Below are 16,774 nucleotides of genomic sequence, written 5' to 3'. Positions count from 1 at the left end.
ATTATTTAGCTTCTTACATCTTTCATTACTTCAAACCAAGAACGGTTAAAATGTTTTTTTATATATTTTTCTCTATGAGGAACTATACATCCTGAACAATTTTGATGAATATAATCATCTCCAATATATTGTGATCCATCTCGAGATTTAATATTACATACAGAAAATAAAGTTCTACCTTCCTCTGTTTTTTCAAAGCCTTCTGTTTTAAATCTAAAGTTTGGACAGGCACATAGATAACAGTTTAGGTCTTCCATATCATGGCATTTTTTATTGTCTTTATATAATGGACAGAAATCTGGCTCATTTTTTACCATATTATCAAATCTAAAATATTCTATTACCTCATCAACACTTTTATCTTCTAATTTTTTCATTACATTTGCGTGAAGGTTTCCTTGCTGGATAAACCATTCGTCATAAGTCATCATAGTACTCCTAAAATCAATACAATTATTATAAATAAATCTAAGCGATACTTTAACGAAAGTGTCTTTAAAACATCACTATTTTCAATACTTTCTTTTCCTATTCCAAAAAAAGCTTTTTCTTTTACTTTTCCAAAATATGAAGTTGAACCTCCAAGTTTTAAATCAAGACTTAAAGCCATTGCTGCAATTGGTAAGCCAGCATTTGGACTATCATGTTTAGAGCCATATTTATTAAACTCTTTTAATGCTTTTTTACTTGCAAATAATAGTCCAATTAAAAAAGCTGTAATTCTTGCAGGAATGTAGTTTACAACATCATCCAGTATTGCGGATACTTTTCCAAAGTTTTCATACTTTTCATTTCTATATCCAACCATTGAATCAAGTGTATTGATAGCTTTATATAAATATGCTCCAACTATTCCAAAACATAATAAATAAAACAAAGGAGCTATTACTCCATCACTTAAGTTTTCAGCGTATGTTTCTACTGCTGCTTTATTTACATCTGAGTTTGTCATATCGCGTGTATCACGACTAACTAACATACTAATTTTTTGTTTTTTTATCTCTAAATCATTACTTGATATTACATCTTTCACGCTATCGTATAGCATTTTTGAAGCAAGTGTAAAAGAAGCTAAAAAGCCTTGAAAAAATACATTATCAAAACTAGCTAGGAAAGAAGTGATGAGATATACTATTAAAAGTAATGAAAGAGTAAGAATTGCACCTACTTTAATTGAATCTTCATAGTATTTTTCTTTAAACCAATTTATATAATCGCCCATTAAAATAATTGGATGTTTTATAAATTTTAATTTCTCAAACTCTCCAAAGATATTATCTAAAATATAAGCTATCAAAGCAATACTATAAAACATTATCTACTATCCTTTGAACATCGAGTTTATCTTTCATTGTATTTACAAAAGTATCTATTGAATTCTTTTTATACTCTTCAAACTTATACCCTATATATGAAGAATTAATCTCTTTAAAATATGAAGTTCTAAACTCATCATTATCAAAAATGCCATGTACAAAAGTACCTTTGAATTTTTCACATTCAAATGATAATGAATATTCATCACTTTTTCCATGATGTATTTCAAAACCTTCTATTTGTGTATTAAATAAATCGTATGTTTTTTTTTCTAATATCTTCTGTTTTTCAAAAGTAATACTAGCAGGAATTTTGGCAAAGCCTTGTTCTATTAAAGCTTCACTATTTTCTAGTGCATACTTATCATTAAGAGTTTCAAACATCATCTCATATCCACCACAAATACAACATATATCTTTTTTGTAGTTCTTAATTTGTTCAAATAGTCCATTTTCTTTTAGCCATTTTAAATCTTTTATCACAAGTTTTGAGCCTGGAAGTATTACAAGGTCAAACTTTTCAAGTGATATATTATAATCTACAAACTCTACAAATACCTCATCATCTGCAATTAGTGGTTCAATGTCATTATAATTACTCATATATGGATATGAAATCACTGCAATATCAAGTTTTTTCTTTTTTGGGTTTTGTACAAAGTTTTTTAAAGAAGCTGAGTCTTCAAAGCCTAAATTAAATGGAATATATGGTAATACTCCTAAAACCGGAATTTTAAAATCTTCTTCAATTATTCTAATACCTTCATCAAATAAAGATAAATCACCTCTAAATTTGTTTACTACTACACCTATGATATTATTTCTTAACTTTTCTGGAAGTAAATGATATACACCATATATAGATGCAAACACTCCACCCTTTTCTATATCTGCTACTAATATGATTTTGGTATCATATTCATTTGCTATAAAGATATTTGAAAGGTCTTTATCCATTAAGTTTAATTCAACTGGACTGCCTGCTCCTTCATTTACAATGCAATCATATTTTTCATCTAAGTATTCATAGCATCTTTTAACAGCAGGTTTTAGTAAATCTAAATCTCTATAGTATTCAAGTACTTCTTTATTTGCTACTACCTTACCCTCAACTATTAAAGAAGCAGAACTTCCTCGACCAGACTTAAGCAATACTGGATTTAAATGATATGAAGTTTCAACTCCAAGTACTTCACTTTGAAAGTATTGGGCAATTGCTATTTCACTTCCATCATCACATACGTGAGAATTATTTGATACATTTTGTGCTTTAAAAGGTGCAACGCTGTAACCTAAGTCTTGAAGTATCTTTGCTATTACAAATGTTATAGTTGATTTTCCTGCGTCTGAGGAAGTGCCTAGGATTGATATGTTATTCATATAAATCTTCATTTAATAGTTGTGTTACTTTTTTATAATTATCTTCATCTGCATAAAAATATTCTTCAAGTAATGGCTTGATTTTATATTCTTTTACAAATTCTAATTCTTCATCATTTACAACTTTCATAAAATAACTATGACCTAATTTATAATCTTCACCTATATTTTCACCAATAAATTCATTTAAATTCTTCATTAAAACTTTTGCATTATAAAAGTTTATCAACTCTTCATTTGGTTTCATTTTTAAAAAAGTGAATCTTCTTCGTAGAGCTATATCAATAGTAGCAATTGATTTATCAGTACTATTCATCGTACCTATAATAAATAGATTTGATGGTATTTTAAATTTCTCTTTTGAATAAGGAAGCGTTATCTCATAATCATCTCTTTTATCTTCTTCAATTAAAGTAATAAGCTCTCCAAATATTTTAGAGATATTTCCTCTGTTTATTTCATCTATTACTATGTAAAAGTTTTTTTGCTCTGTAGATTCTAAGTTTATATATGATTTATCAATATTTAGTTCATATTCATACATTTTTTTATAAAACATAAAATAATATCTAGCATTTCCATGAAAACTTCTTTGAGATTCAAACTTTGGTTTGACATCTTCATATGTTTTTATTAATCCTTGTTTAAACTGTTCATAATCTCTTTCAATAATATCCAAAGCTAACCTTTGAGGTGATTTTACTGAACCACCTAACAAAAAAGCACCTTTATTATTAATTGATTTTATTGTTATTGTTTTATTAATAAAAAACTTTTTTTCATCATCTAAATGTTCTTGAATATGGTTTGTAAACTTACTTAGCAATTCAGCTAAAGAGATATTCCTTAAACCTTTTAATTTACTATCTGTAAGGTTATTATTTGCATTAGTGGAGATTTCTTTAAAAATCCCATTTTCAAGTTCAATATTCCCTTCTTCACTTGGTCTAAACCCTTCAATAAAATCTTCATAAGAATAACTTTGATGAAAAGTTACAAACTCGATTCTTTTTTCATCTTTTATATTTTGAAAGATATCATTATATTCATCTGTTGTATTATCATTAGTACTTATTGATTTAAAAATATCTTGTTCTTTTACTCCATTTTCTATCATAGATATAAGTTTCTTATAATTATGTGTTTTACCAACTCCTGGTGCACCATATAGCATTATATTTTTTGTATTTAAACTTTGGATGTTAGTTTTATTAGCAAACTCATCATCTATCTGTTGAGACTCTATAAACTTAATATATTTATTAATAGCTGCACGAGGTAAATGATTCCCAGTACTTCTGCTCCATTCCTCTAAGTCATTATTGCATCTATTAGAAATGTCTCGTAAAGAAGATAAATCAATAATATTAAAAATAGTATCTATATTAAGCTTTTGGGAAAAATCTTCATCTAGACTTCGTATATAATTATTTATAGTATTTTCATTTTGTAAGGTTTGACTAGCATAAAGTCTATATTCATTTCTTCTTTCATCTATTGTCATATATTTTCTCCAATTTTATTTTAATACTTCTTATATATTCACTATAACTACTATCATCATAATTTAAATCTACAGTTTTAATTCTAAGATTTACTTTATTTTCATTCTTACCTAAAATCAATTCATCATCATATTCATTTTTATACTTTGGGTATAAAAGCATAGTATTTTTTATCTTATAATTATTTGCATAAACATACATTTGAAACTTATCATCTCTTTTAATTTTATGTTTATTACTTAACTTTTTATACTTAGTATCAATTATCAAATCATTTACAATAATATCTGGTTTTAATATCAAGTCTTCAAAAGTATCACAACTTTGGAGTTTTGTATTTGGTTCAATTTCTTTACTCATTTTACCAATAAATTTTTCAAATAAGATATTCATATCAAATAAAAAGGCAAAGGATTTTTTATCTTGTGAAAATAAAGGAATATATTTATTTAAAAGTAAAAGAGCAAACTCAAAAGAGTCTTTGAATCTTTGATTTAATCTATTAAAATGAATATTCAAACTATTTATATCAAAGTTCTTATCTTCTACCTCATCAAAAATTAATTCACATTGTTTTAAAAGCTTTTTATCTTTTACACTTTTTGCTAATATTTTTATTGCGTATAAGAAAAATTGATTTAAACTATTATTCATAGAGAATTCATCATATTCACAATAAATCTTTGTCTTTGAAAAGTTATACTTTAAATTTTCATTTATTAGATATTTCCCTCTTAATGTAGTCAAGTTATTTTCTTGAGTTGTATACTCTTTATAAATACCTTTTTGTAACTCTTTAAATAAATTTTGTGCGAACATTTGAATAAAGACTTCTATAAAACTATGCTTATGATTTTGACATGAAGCTAACTGTTCATTTTCAAGTTTTATGTCATAGCAATACATTAACATATATATAAATATGTCTAAATTATTCTCATCTTGCTTAGAAATTTTAGGAAGAATAAAATAGTCTTTATTATAAATATTAAGAATTCCACAGTATTGTTGAGTTCTTACTTTTCCCCAATCTTCTTTAAAGTATTTATGTAAAGATTTATTATCTATTATAGTTTTTGAAATTTCTTCTGGAACTTCTTGGTATTCATATAAATACATTTATTCTTTTTCCTTAAGGAAATTTTCTATAGGCTTCTTTTCTGTGTCGAACTCTTATTATTTCTATAATAAGCTCATCTTTTTCAATCGAGTAAATTACTCTGTAATTTCCTACTTTAATTCTATAAATAGATTCAGTACCTAAAAGTTTTTTATAATTTGTGGGAAAAGGATCATTTGATAGGTTTTCTATTGAAAGAAAGATTTTCTTTATTTCAGTTTTATCAATCTTTTTAAATTCTTTTTTAGCAGATAGTTTCCACTGAATTTTATATAAGGCCATCTTCTTTTAATTCCTTGTAAAAATCTTCACTAGAAATTGATTCTTCATCTTTTCTTTGGGCAACAGTTACTAAATCTTCAAAGTCTTCAAGCATATTTTCATATTCTTCAATTGATATGATAACTGATGTTTTTTCTCCATTATCATTTGTAATATACTGAGGGTGTAAATTCATAGACATAGTCATTAGATACTCCTTTTTATAATAATTATATTATATCAAATTTTTATTTATTACTTATATTCTAACTTGTTTACTACTAACTGCTTATTCTTAAAAGGGTCAATAATCGCTTCGATTTCGTCAAATTTGTATTTCAACCTAAAGCCTATTTTTGAGTTTGTTGCTGTTGATTCTAAGATATAAAAAGCTTTATCGTTTACATATAATGCTTTTTTATTTGCTAATTTACTTTTTAAATTTACTATTACAAATATATGTTTTGGAACTAACACAAAGTAAGCTTCATAGCCTTTCATATTTAACATTGAGATTAGAAGATTTGATTTATCATCACAATCTCCAAAGTTTTGACTTACTACTTGCTTTGAACTTCTAGCAACACTTTCATTAACTTTATATGGTATTCTTGTTACAAAATCTAGCATTTTTTGAACTTCACATATTTCATTTTCTTGGCATGTTTTTGTTAGATGATTTGCAAGTCTTAAAGTGTAATCATCACGTCTTACTTGATTTACATAAGTTAAATCACCTATATCTATAAATTGTTTTTTGACAATATTATAAGATGTAAAAATCATATAAATTACGTAAGCAATAAAAATGAAAGATAGAATAAATGAGAAGTATTTTAGATATTTATTATTTACTAACATATTTCTTCTAAGGCTTTTTTCAAAGTACTTAAGTGATTTGATGATTTAACAGCGATTCTTACATATGAATCATCTAAAAAGTCAAAGTTTTGGCAGTTTCTTATCATGATTTTATATGGCTTTAGTTTTTCTTGAAATTGCCTTGCATTTATAGTTTTTAGTTTTGCAAGTATATAGTTTGCACTACTTTGATATATCAGTTCAATTAAATCTGAATTTTTTAGTATATTTTCTAATTCTAATTTATTTTTTGCATTTATTGCTTTTGAGATTCTTTTAAAACTATTATCTTCAAGAGCAGCTTGTAAATAGTTTGAATCAAAAGTTGAGAGTTTCCACATTGGCTCAAATCTTTTTAATGAATCAATATTTTTTTCATTTGATACAATACAACCTACTCTAATGCCCGCACTTGAATAAAATTTTGTCATAGATTTTAAAATATATAATTTATCATATTTTTCTAAATACTTAATAGCTGAATCCCCATCACAAAAATCTAAAAAGCTTTCATCTATTAAAATAGTACAATTTCTTTCAATCCAATATTCCATCAAATTATCAAAATCATAATATGTTCCATCAGGAGTTGAAGGGTTTACAAAAATTACTAAGCTCTTTTCTTTTACTGGTAAATTCATATTTTCAAAGCGATTTATTGTTCTTAATTCATAGCCAAAGTTTACACAAGCTTTTTTATACTCTAAATACGCAGGTGAATAAATAGTACAATGTTTTAAATTTAAGTGCCTAAAAAGTGCAAAAATAGCTGAGCTTCCACCATTGAAAAGCTCCATCTGAGATGGTTTTATCTTATAGTTTTTTGCAATCTTTTCATATAACTTGTCATAAATTGGATAAGAAGAGATATCAAGATTATTAAAATTAATATTTACCTCTGGTTTTATAAAGTTGATGTTTGAAGAAAGGTCGATTATCTCATCTATTTTACAGTTTAACTCTTTGGCAAAGAGTTCTACTTGTCCACCATGTTCATAAGTTTTCATAAAATTAAAGCCAATGCGATATTTAATAAAAGCAATTCTGTATGTTCTAGAGTAAAGCCTAAGCAATCACCATTTACAAAAGAAAACTTTTTATCTAAAACTTTTAATATAAAATAAAAACTAAGAAGTGAAATTATAAAAAGTATTATTACATTTGAAGCAAAAAACATAGCTATTAAAACATAAAGTAAAGTGATTATTTTAAGCTTCCCTACTCCTGCACTTTGAAAAGCAAGTGATAAAAAGCTATCTTTGTTAAATTTAAAAAATTGTAATAAATACATGAAATTTAGTCTAGAAAACACTAAAACTATAATAAACAAAGCATACTCTTGTTTATATAAAATATAAGTAGAGATTCCAACTTTTAATAAAACAAAGCAAAAAGCATATAAAGCACCAATTGCTCCAATAGTTGGGTCTTTCATGATTTTATATGGATCTTTTCCTGAATAAGAAGCAAACCATGCATCAACTACATCACATATAGCTTCTAAATGTAAAAATCCATAAAGAACCAAATAAAAGACAGATGCAACAAAAGCTGAATATAATGGATTAAAAAGCTCATTTAAAAAAAGATTTAAAGCTATTACAGTACACCCAAGTATAAAACCAACTAATGGCAAAAGAGCAAGAGAGTATTTATAAGTGTCATTTGTAATTTTCATCTCTTTTACAAATACAGGAATAATCGAAAAATACGAAAGTGCAAAATAAAAAGCGTTTAGTATTTGTTTCATTTTAATCTTTTTGAAAGTGAATATTTAACTTCATAAACTTCATCACAAAGCTTTACTAACTCTTGTCCTATAAGTCCTGAGAAATCTACAAATCTTCTAGACTCACTATCAAAAGGAATTACTCCACAAGAAACATCATTTAAAACAAAAACAATATTTGCATCTATTTTACAGACATTTTGTAATTGTTTTTTTAATACTTCTTCATCTTTTTCAAGATTGTTAAAAAGCCACATAGAAACACAATCAACTAAATATGTTTTATTATCTTCAATTACTTTGTCTAAATCTTTTGGCTCTTCAATAGTTAAAAACTCATCAACTCTATCTTCTAAATGTTTATCAATTCTATTTTGCATTGAAGAGTCATTGTAAGAATTATCGTAAGTAGCAACATAATATGGTTTCTGATTTATTGAAAGTTCAAGTGCTTTTTGTGAAGCAGCGCTTGTTTTCCCTGATTTTTGACCACCAAAATATAATATTTTCATTATAAACCTAAAAAGTTTTTAATACCCGTAAATACAATTTGAGCAGATAAAGCAGCTAAAAATAATCCTGTTATTTTTGAAATCACTAAAAGCCCTTGTTTACCGATAATCTTTTCAATAATATTAGAGCTATAAAGCATAATCCCTATTACTAAAACAGCACAAATCAAAGCTAAACTTCCCATTACCATTGAAGACTTGTTTTCAAAAGTTGCACCCATTACTAGTAAAATACCAATAGTTCCAGGTCCAATTGTAATAGGAATAGCAAGAGGTACGACTGCTAAGTCTAAGATATCTTTATCTCCTACTTTAGCTGTAGCTTTGTTCCCTTGGATTAATTCAACTGCGGATAAAAACATTAGTGCTCCAGCACCTATTCTAAAAGCATCTAAAGTTATTCCAAATACATCAAAAATATGATTACCAAAAAACAATAATACTAAACTTACTACAATCACAGATGTTGTAACTTTAATTGCTAACTTTTTTCTTTCTTTTATTGTTGCATCGTGAGTTACTGTTAAAAAAACAGACAACACAAAAAATGGTGTCATAATAAAAAACATTTTTAAAAATGTTGATATAAAAATTTCCATGATTTATCCTAAAAAACTTTCAATTTTTTTCGTTAATGTGATTTTTTCAATTGAATTAATTGCTGCATAACATAAAGCAGCACCACAACCAACACCCTCTTTTGCTTCGCCTTCATCATATAGTTTTAATGCCCGATGAGAAGATTCTGAAAAGTCAAAACTAGAAGCATAAGCATTTATAGGAAATGCAAGCTGTTGTAAAAGTGCTTTTATATTTGAGTTTTCATCTTCATTAATCCATTTAGTAGTACATAAAGCAATATTTGAAGAGTTTATTTCTCCTTGCATACTTTCTAAAATAGAATTAACAATTAAAAGTACAGTAGCCATTTGAGTACCACCAGCTAGTATTACTTTTAAATCTTTTGATGTACTTCCTAAAACAAAACCTGCATTAAAAATTAGCATATTATCAGCTACATTTGATAGTTTTGCAAAAACATCATCATTTTGTAAAACTCTATTTAAAGCATTTTTTATTGTTTCATTTTTAATATCACTTGGATTATTTTTAAAAGAGCTTGAAAAATATCCATCACTTGAATAACCTAAAGCCTTAGCTGTAGCATTTGCTGTTGTTGTTCCACTTGGAACTGATTCTGCAAGAATTACATAATCGTCATTTGTTTCATACGAACTTGCAAACTGTACTCCTGCTTGAAAAACTGCCATTGCATCAATTTTTGCACCATCATCAATTCGTGCACTTGGCTCTAAATCAAAATCATGTATTTTAAAGTAATCAATTTTTGGTTTAACTTCTAATCCTAAATCAAGTATTTCAATATTTGAAAAAGGTTTTAGTTCATGAACTGCCCTTGTGATAAGTGCAGGAGTTGGTACTCCTTTTGGAGTTTGAGCAATATCTTCTAAAGAACGAACTTCTTTTAAACATAAGAATTCTGCATCTAATGTAGGTGTTAATGAAAGTTTTCCAGGAATTCCAGCTTGAGAGATATTAGGAATTTCACAAGTTTTTGTAACACTTCCTGATAAAAGGAAAGTTGCTTTTTTACCTCTTAAATATTCAAGAAAATCGCTACTTCCCAAAATTGTTTCAAAGTTCATTTGAAGCCTTTTATTTAATTTTTAGGAAGTATAACAAATATGCGCTTATTTAAAATATTTATTCACAATTTCAAGAAAATCTTTTGGATTTTTGTATCCTACAATTTTAGAAGCTTTTACTTCTTTATTATTTGTATCCCAGAAAACTAATCCTGGAGGTCCAACTATTCCATATTTTGTTTGTAAAGCTTTATCATCATCATTGTTTGCTGTTACATCAGCTTTTAAAAGTGTAAATCCTTGAAGTTTTTTAATTACTTCAGGATCTTTGAAAGTTATCTCTTCTAACTCTTTACAAGCTACACACCAATCCGCATAAAAATCTAACATTACGGGTTTAGAAGAAGCTGCAATTGCTAAATCTAACTCCTCAATATTTTTAATATAAGAGAATTTCAAAGCTTGTGTTTGACTAACAACTCCTGAAGCATTTGTAAATTTTTCAAATGGTTTTAAAGGATTTATAGCTCCTGAGATAGTTCCAAAGAATAAAGAAACACCGTAAAGGAATATTACAACAGTTACAAGTTGAGCTAAAATATGTTTGTATACGTTTAAGTAAATTGCAGCTCCTAAGAATAATAATGACCATAAAAACATTACAATACTTGCATCTAAAACTCTATCTAACATCCAAATAGCAATTGCTAGCATTACAATTCCAAATACTTTTGAAACAGAATCCATCCATCCACCAGGTTTTGGCATGAATTTTCCTGCACCAATTCCAATTAATAACAATGGCATTCCCATTCCTATGCTTAACACAAACAGTGCAAGTCCACCTAGAACTGCATCACCTGTTTGTCCAATATAAACCAAAGCACCTGCAAGTGGAGGAGCAACACAAGGTCCAACAATTAATGCTGAAAGGAACCCCATAATTGCAATTCCTAAGATACCTTGTTTCTCTTTTCCATCTGTAGTTTTATTTATTTTATTTTGAATACTTTGTGGTAACTCGATTTTAAAGTATCCAAACATTGAAAATGCAAGTGCTATAAATATAGCTGCAAAAACAGTTAAAACATAAGGATTTTGAAGTGCTACTTGTAAGTTTGCACCAAATAATCCTGCTATTACACCTGCAATTGTATATGCCATTGCCATTGCTAAAACATAAACTAGTGACAAAAAGAAGCCTTTACTTGCTGTCATTTTTTCATTTTGAGATGCACCTACAATAATTGAAGATAGAATAGGAATCATTGGAAAAACACAAGGAGTAAATGAAAGTAATAAACCAAATCCAAAGAATGTAGCTAAAACTAATAGTATATTTCCTGTTTTCAAAGTATTTGCAATACTGTCTGTTTCATTTAGATCAGCAGAACTTTCTACTTTTTCTGTATTAACTACTTCTTTTGTTTGCTCTTGTTTTGCATTAGCTTGTATTTCATCTAATTGAATTTTTTTACTCATTGGTGCATAACAAAGCCCAGCTTTAGAACAACCTTGAAACTTAAAAGTTAACTCAGCTGTGCTAGTTGCTATTTTTGATTCAATTAAAGAATAAGGCACTTCAATATTTTGATTTGTAAAATGAACAATAAAGCCATCATATTCTACAGGTTTTGGAATATCAACTTCTTTTGTAATATCAATTTTTGAAGGTTTGGTAATAAATACTTGAAGTTTATCATCATATAAATATATATCCTTCCCTAAATTTAATTTGAAAACAATTTTTTTATTTTCTTTTACTATTTCCGTTTTAAAAGCTTCATCTGGCTCTAAAAAATTTTGTTCAAATTCTAATGAAAAAGCATATAAGCTTATAAACAATAGTAATAATATTTTTCTCATCAATAGTCCTAATATGGTTTGGTTGTAAATATATCTTATTATATTAAAATTTTGTAAAGAGTTTGTTAATTCTAAATTCTTTTCTTATTAAATATAAGATTTTATTATATTTATTTATAAGATAATTATGATAAAATCTTCTTTATAAAAGGATATTTATGAATGAATTAGTAGATTTACAACCAAGAATTGTAGAAAAAATGATTAATGATAATATTGTGATGATTGATGTTAGAAGAGAAGAAGAATGGAAAAGAACAGGATTAATTAAAAATTCTCATCTTTTAACATTTTTTGATGACAAAGGTGAATATAATTTAGAAGATTGGATGAATAAATTTGAAAAGCTTGTTACATCAAAAGATCAAACTTTTATTTTAATATGTGCAAGAGGAAATAGAACTAGAACTATTGGGAATTATTTGATATCGCAAGATTATAAAAATACATCTCATTTATTTGGAGGAATGGTTTTATGGGAACAAGAATTAAGAGAAACTACTAAGTATGAAGCTTAGTAGTTTATAATTTTTCTATCTGAATCAACCCATTCATCAATTCCACCCTCAAGATACATTGCATTTCTCATCTTTTTTTCATTATATAACTTTGAAGCCAATTTTTCTGCTTTTTTGCCATCTTTTGATATCAAAACAAATGCTCTATTTTTGTCTTTAATTAATCTTATTAATGTATGTAACCATTTTTTTTCATCTTTACTTGTATAGGTTATTCTATAAGAGTTAGGAATGATTCCTGTTTGCTTCCATTTACTTTTATCTCTAATATCAACAATAATAATATTTTTCTGGATAAAAACTTCAAGTTCATCAACTATTAATGATTTAACATCTTTTGCAAAAGATACCGTAGTTAGGTATAAGATTAGTGTGATAAGTATAAATAGCTTTTTCAATTGTTTCCTTTAATTAAATTAATAAAAGAATTATAACAAAAAAAAGTTTCTAAAAAGTATTTATAAAATAAAGATAAGAAAAAAATCTTATCTTTTATATTCTAAGATTATGCGTTTTTTCTATCTTCGCTAGCTTTTTGTAAAATAGTAATAATTTCATCTAAGTTTTCATAAGGAATATGTGATTTCCATTGAATATCTGTACCATTTAATGAAACACCAATACTTACGATATCTGCTGTATCTTTTCCGTAAGGCTCAGTAACATTAGAAACTGAAATAACACCTTTTTTTGTACCTGCTAATGGTAATGAACCTAGTTCTGTAATTGTAGACATTTTGTACCCTTATTATTTAATTTTTAATTCTGCTATTATTTTACAAAAATAAACTTTTGTTTTATTAAAATTACTCAATATGTGGATCAGGTTTTCCTAAATGGAAACCTTGGAATTCATCAACTCCTAATTCACTAACCAAATCAAACACCTCTTGTGAATGAATAAACTCGGCAATAACCCTTATATTTAAAGCTTTTGAGAATTCTATTATAGATTTTACCATTTCATATGAATTTTTATCCGTATTAATGTCTTTAATTAAAGAACCATCAATTTTTATATAGTCTGGTCTAATTTTTAAAATATGTGCAAAGTTAGAGTAACCTGTACCAAAATCATCAATTGCAATTTTAATACCTTGATTTCTATATTTCTCGATAAAATCTTCTAGGATAGTATAATCTGCAATATGGTCACTTTCTAATATTTCAAATACAATTCTTTTTTTGTTAACAGAATCAATTTTATCTAAGTTTTTATCTAAAGATTCAACAAAATCTATATCTAAGATATCTTTGAAGCTTAAGTTAAAAGATATTTGTTTATCAGTTCTATTTAAATCAGATAATGCTTTTGAAATAACTTGATTTGATAATTGTAAATATTGCTTAGTTTTAACAGCAACATCTAAAAATAAATATGGAAGTAAATAAGTATCATTTCCTTCTTCATCTAAGTCTTTTATTCTCATTAATGTTTCATATTTTACTATTTCTTTGTCTTTGTTAAAAATAGGCTGATAAAATGGAGTTACTGTATTGTCTTTTAATGCACATTTGATTTTTTCTCTCCAGAAAATTGATTTCTCAATAATCTCTTTTGTATCTAATTCATTATTGTAAACAAAGAATCTTTGATTATTTTTCTTAGCTTTCTTTAAAGCAATTCCCGCAGTTTTAAGTGGTTCTTCTTGTGCAATTGAAATACCTAATGTAATATCGATAAATATTTCAATATCTAGTTCTTCAATAAGAATAGCTCTATTTTTAAATAATGTTGATAACTCATTAATGAATTGGTCATATTTAGAAAACCCCATCATTCTTTTATCTGTAACACTAAATACATTACCATGAATTCTATTTACAGTAACATTGTATTTATTAGCAAACTCATTTAAAACATTCGCTGTTTCAATTAAAACTAGATTACCAGTTGAGAAACCATAAAGTTCATTAATATCATCAAAAGAATCAATATCAACTAAAGCCACTGAAACAAAATCACAATCTTTAATATCTTCTTGTAATGCATATCTATTTTTCAGATTTGTTAGCTCATCGTAGTAAAGTTTGTCACTAATCTCTTTTGTTTTCTTTTGAACATGATCTTCTAATGTTTTTCTATTTGTTTCAACTTGATCAAGTAAAGTATTAAATTGATTTGCTAAAAACCCAATTTCATCTTTTGATTTTGGAGCTGATTCAAATTCATTAGTTTCTACTTGTGCTTTTTGAACTTCAGAGAACATCTTGTTAATAGGAGCAACCACTTTTACAGTAATAAATATACCTATGATTGCAAGTACTACGAATAATAAAATCGAAATGTTTAAAATTAAAGAATTAATTCCATCAACATAACTTGAGAAGTCTTCTTTATAAATTGAAGAAACTATGTACCAATCTAAACTTTTATTGTACTGTACCCACGAAATTTTTGGATAAGCATAGTTATAAATGTCATATTGCTTATTCCATAAATATTCAAAAGCCGTTTTACTATTATATGATTTTTTAATTTCATCTAAAAAAAGTTTATTTTCAGAATTTGGAAGAATTAGTTTTGATATATTTTTAGAGTCAAATTCATTACTTGAATCTATTACAACATTTCCTGAACTATCAAAAATATAAATTTGCCCAGTTTTTGCTAAAGTTACACTACTTAATAATAGTTCAACTTCTTTTAGTAATAAATCTTTATTTTCAAAAGTCTTAGATTTATTATTTATTATTGAAACAACTTTATTAAATTGAAGTCTTTCATTTTTAATTTCTGTATCGCTTAAGTAAGTATTTACTTTTGGTGAAAGAAAAAATACGACAAAAAATAAGTAACCAAGCAATGCTATAATAAGCATCCAACCAATTTTTAAAAAGATTTTATTATTCATAGTTATTCCAATTCTTTAGTTATGATTATTATAGCAAAATTATTTTTTGTTATTTATTAAGAAAATTATATTTCTTTTGCTATAACTTGTCCGAATCTAACATCTTGATTTAATAATTCTTCTATTTCAACACTATTTTCTTCCCATAGCATTACTACAGTTGAACCCATTTTAAAGTAACCTAAACAATCACCTTTAGAAATTTGTACATTTTCATATTCATATACTTTTATTTCTGCTGTATCTAAATTTGTTTCAACTTTTGGTTCGAATTCAAATACCATTTGACCAACATTAAGTGCACCTACAAAAACCATATAAAATAGCTTTCCATTTTTTTCACACTCTATAATAACTCTTTCATTTTGTACAAATAAATCAAGTTCTTTATTTAAATATTTTAAATTTACAGGATATAATTTTCCTGGAACATGAATAAGTTTTTTAAGATTAAAATCACTAGGAGCATGATATCTATGGTAATCTTTTGGTGATAAATAAAAGTTCATAAATGAACCATTTTTAATTTTTTCTATTTTATCGTTGCAGTAGTAAGTTAATAAATCTTCTACACTATATTCCATTCCTTTAATTTGTAAAGCAATATCGTCTTCTATTTTTCCACATTCAGTTATCAAACTATCAGTTGGAGAAATAACTACATTTTTATCTTCATTAATTTCTCTATTTATTTCTAATTCTCTTGTAAATAAAGCATTTAAAGATTTATAAAATTTTGGTTTTTTAAACTCACTCATATCTAAACCTAAAAATTTAACGTAACCTGCATTTATAGTTTTCTGAATAAATGAAGGAAACTCTTTTTTTGCAAATTTTCCAAAGTTCTGAGAAATTAAATTTGTAATATGCATTTTGTTCCTTTTGTATTAATAATTGAGATATTTTATCTATATTTACTTCTTAAATGGCTTTAATAAATTAAATTGCACTTTTTAGCTATTATTTCAGCATTAAAATTTATAAATTATATAAGGAGTTTTTGTGTACAAAATAGTTGTAGCAAACCAGTGCGCATGTTTTAAAAAGAGTAGTTTAGAAAGTAATATAAAGTTTCAATCAAAAGATGATGCACTTATGAAAGCATTAGAAATGAAGAGTACAATGAATAAAGATTTTTGTAAAAAGCATGAGTTTGAAGTAGAAGAAATGTATAACAATTTTGTTATAAAATTTTATTCAGATGCAAGAGATAATTGCTGTGGAAATGGTTGTTGTAGTTAAGA

20 protein-coding genes are annotated in these 16,774 nt (G+C 26.2%); 2 read left to right on the top strand and 18 right to left on the bottom strand.

What is annotated here, in order from left to right; translation table 11 throughout:
- Window positions 1-5 precede the first annotated feature (5 nt).
- From D3Z07_RS10830 to dsbD, 14 genes are read right to left on the bottom strand one after another with little or no spacing between them, the layout of a single operon-like run.
- Window positions 6-428, bottom strand: a complete 423-nt coding sequence (locus tag D3Z07_RS10830) for a hypothetical protein (protein WP_076089381.1) — start codon at window positions 426-428, stop codon at window positions 6-8.
- The gene (cbiB, locus tag D3Z07_RS10825) at window positions 428-1,315 is read right to left on the bottom strand and encodes an adenosylcobinamide-phosphate synthase CbiB (RefSeq protein WP_076088797.1); all 888 of its coding nucleotides are present in this window, start codon (window positions 1,313-1,315) and stop codon (window positions 428-430) included. Before cbiB ends, D3Z07_RS10830 begins: the two co-directional genes overlap by 1 nt.
- Window positions 1,305-2,696, bottom strand: a complete 1,392-nt coding sequence (locus tag D3Z07_RS10820; protein WP_122893876.1) for a cobyric acid synthase — start codon at window positions 2,694-2,696, stop codon at window positions 1,305-1,307. The genes cbiB and D3Z07_RS10820 overlap by 11 nt, the downstream gene beginning before the upstream one ends.
- On the bottom strand, window positions 2,689-4,200 hold the full coding sequence (locus D3Z07_RS10815; protein WP_122893875.1) for an McrB family protein: 1,512 nt from the start codon (window positions 4,198-4,200) through the stop codon (window positions 2,689-2,691). Before D3Z07_RS10815 ends, D3Z07_RS10820 begins: the two co-directional genes overlap by 8 nt.
- Window positions 4,187-5,320, bottom strand: coding sequence for an McrC family protein (locus tag D3Z07_RS10810; RefSeq protein WP_122893874.1), 1,134 nt, complete (start codon window positions 5,318-5,320; stop codon window positions 4,187-4,189). Before D3Z07_RS10810 ends, D3Z07_RS10815 begins: the two co-directional genes overlap by 14 nt.
- Window positions 5,321-5,333: 13 nt before the next feature.
- The gene (locus tag D3Z07_RS10805; RefSeq protein ID WP_076088805.1) at window positions 5,334-5,603 is read right to left on the bottom strand and encodes a type II toxin-antitoxin system RelE family toxin; all 270 of its coding nucleotides are present in this window, start codon (window positions 5,601-5,603) and stop codon (window positions 5,334-5,336) included.
- Window positions 5,590-5,790 carry a hypothetical protein gene (locus D3Z07_RS10800; protein WP_076088807.1) on the bottom strand — a complete coding sequence of 67 codons (201 nt, stop codon included), beginning with the start codon at window positions 5,788-5,790 and terminating at the stop codon, window positions 5,590-5,592. Before D3Z07_RS10800 ends, D3Z07_RS10805 begins: the two co-directional genes overlap by 14 nt.
- Window positions 5,791-5,837: 47 nt before the next feature.
- Window positions 5,838-6,443 (bottom strand): hypothetical protein, encoded by a 606-nt coding sequence (locus D3Z07_RS10795; protein ID WP_122893873.1) that lies wholly within the window; start codon window positions 6,441-6,443, stop codon window positions 5,838-5,840.
- The gene (locus D3Z07_RS10790) at window positions 6,437-7,450 is read right to left on the bottom strand and encodes an aminotransferase class I/II-fold pyridoxal phosphate-dependent enzyme (protein WP_122893872.1); all 1,014 of its coding nucleotides are present in this window, start codon (window positions 7,448-7,450) and stop codon (window positions 6,437-6,439) included. Before D3Z07_RS10790 ends, D3Z07_RS10795 begins: the two co-directional genes overlap by 7 nt.
- Window positions 7,447-8,193 (bottom strand): adenosylcobinamide-GDP ribazoletransferase, encoded by a 747-nt coding sequence (locus D3Z07_RS10785; RefSeq protein ID WP_076088813.1) that lies wholly within the window; start codon window positions 8,191-8,193, stop codon window positions 7,447-7,449. The genes D3Z07_RS10790 and D3Z07_RS10785 overlap by 4 nt, the downstream gene beginning before the upstream one ends.
- Window positions 8,190-8,684 carry a bifunctional adenosylcobinamide kinase/adenosylcobinamide-phosphate guanylyltransferase gene (locus D3Z07_RS10780; RefSeq protein WP_076088815.1) on the bottom strand — a complete coding sequence of 165 codons (495 nt, stop codon included), beginning with the start codon at window positions 8,682-8,684 and terminating at the stop codon, window positions 8,190-8,192. Before D3Z07_RS10780 ends, D3Z07_RS10785 begins: the two co-directional genes overlap by 4 nt.
- Window positions 8,684-9,283, bottom strand: coding sequence for a MarC family protein (locus tag D3Z07_RS10775; protein WP_083657273.1), 600 nt, complete (start codon window positions 9,281-9,283; stop codon window positions 8,684-8,686). Before D3Z07_RS10775 ends, D3Z07_RS10780 begins: the two co-directional genes overlap by 1 nt.
- A 3-nt stretch (window positions 9,284-9,286) precedes the next feature.
- A complete protein-coding gene (gene cobT, locus D3Z07_RS10770; RefSeq protein ID WP_122893871.1) occupies window positions 9,287-10,351 on the bottom strand; it encodes a nicotinate mononucleotide-dependent phosphoribosyltransferase CobT in 1,065 nt (354 codons plus the stop codon).
- Between the two features lie 45 nt (window positions 10,352-10,396).
- A complete protein-coding gene (dsbD, locus tag D3Z07_RS10765; RefSeq protein ID WP_122893870.1) occupies window positions 10,397-12,157 on the bottom strand; it encodes a protein-disulfide reductase DsbD in 1,761 nt (586 codons plus the stop codon).
- Window positions 12,158-12,315: 158 nt separating this feature from the next.
- On the opposite strand from dsbD, the gene D3Z07_RS10760 reads away from it, so the two are divergent.
- Entirely contained in the window at window positions 12,316-12,675 is a 360-nt protein-coding gene (locus tag D3Z07_RS10760) for a rhodanese-like domain-containing protein (RefSeq protein ID WP_122893869.1), read from the top strand.
- Here D3Z07_RS10760 and D3Z07_RS10755 read toward each other — a convergent pair.
- From D3Z07_RS10755 to D3Z07_RS10740, 4 genes are all read right to left on the bottom strand, one after another.
- Entirely contained in the window at window positions 12,672-13,073 is a 402-nt protein-coding gene (locus tag D3Z07_RS10755) for a rhodanese-like domain-containing protein (RefSeq protein ID WP_122893868.1), read from the bottom strand. The genes D3Z07_RS10760 and D3Z07_RS10755 overlap by 4 nt on opposite strands.
- Before the next feature lie 107 nt (window positions 13,074-13,180).
- Window positions 13,181-13,411 (bottom strand): hypothetical protein, encoded by a 231-nt coding sequence (locus tag D3Z07_RS10750; protein WP_076088827.1) that lies wholly within the window; start codon window positions 13,409-13,411, stop codon window positions 13,181-13,183.
- Window positions 13,412-13,481: 70 nt separating this feature from the next.
- Entirely contained in the window at window positions 13,482-15,530 is a 2,049-nt protein-coding gene (locus tag D3Z07_RS10745; protein WP_122893867.1) for an EAL domain-containing protein, read from the bottom strand.
- Between the two features lie 65 nt (window positions 15,531-15,595).
- Window positions 15,596-16,402, bottom strand: coding sequence for a phosphatidylserine decarboxylase (locus D3Z07_RS10740; protein ID WP_076088829.1), 807 nt, complete (start codon window positions 16,400-16,402; stop codon window positions 15,596-15,598).
- 130 nt (window positions 16,403-16,532) lie between these two features.
- Between D3Z07_RS10740 and D3Z07_RS10735 the strand changes: the two genes are divergently transcribed.
- On the top strand, window positions 16,533-16,772 hold the full coding sequence (locus D3Z07_RS10735) for a hypothetical protein (protein WP_076088831.1): 240 nt from the start codon (window positions 16,533-16,535) through the stop codon (window positions 16,770-16,772).
- The last annotated feature ends 2 nt before the right edge of the window (window positions 16,773-16,774 follow it).

The organism is Arcobacter peruensis, from assembly GCF_003711085.1.
GTDB classification, from domain to species: domain Bacteria; phylum Campylobacterota; class Campylobacteria; order Campylobacterales; family Arcobacteraceae; genus Poseidonibacter; species Poseidonibacter parvus.
Note: the sequence above shows the minus strand (reverse complement) of the source record. Positions and strands in the feature narration are given on the sequence as shown.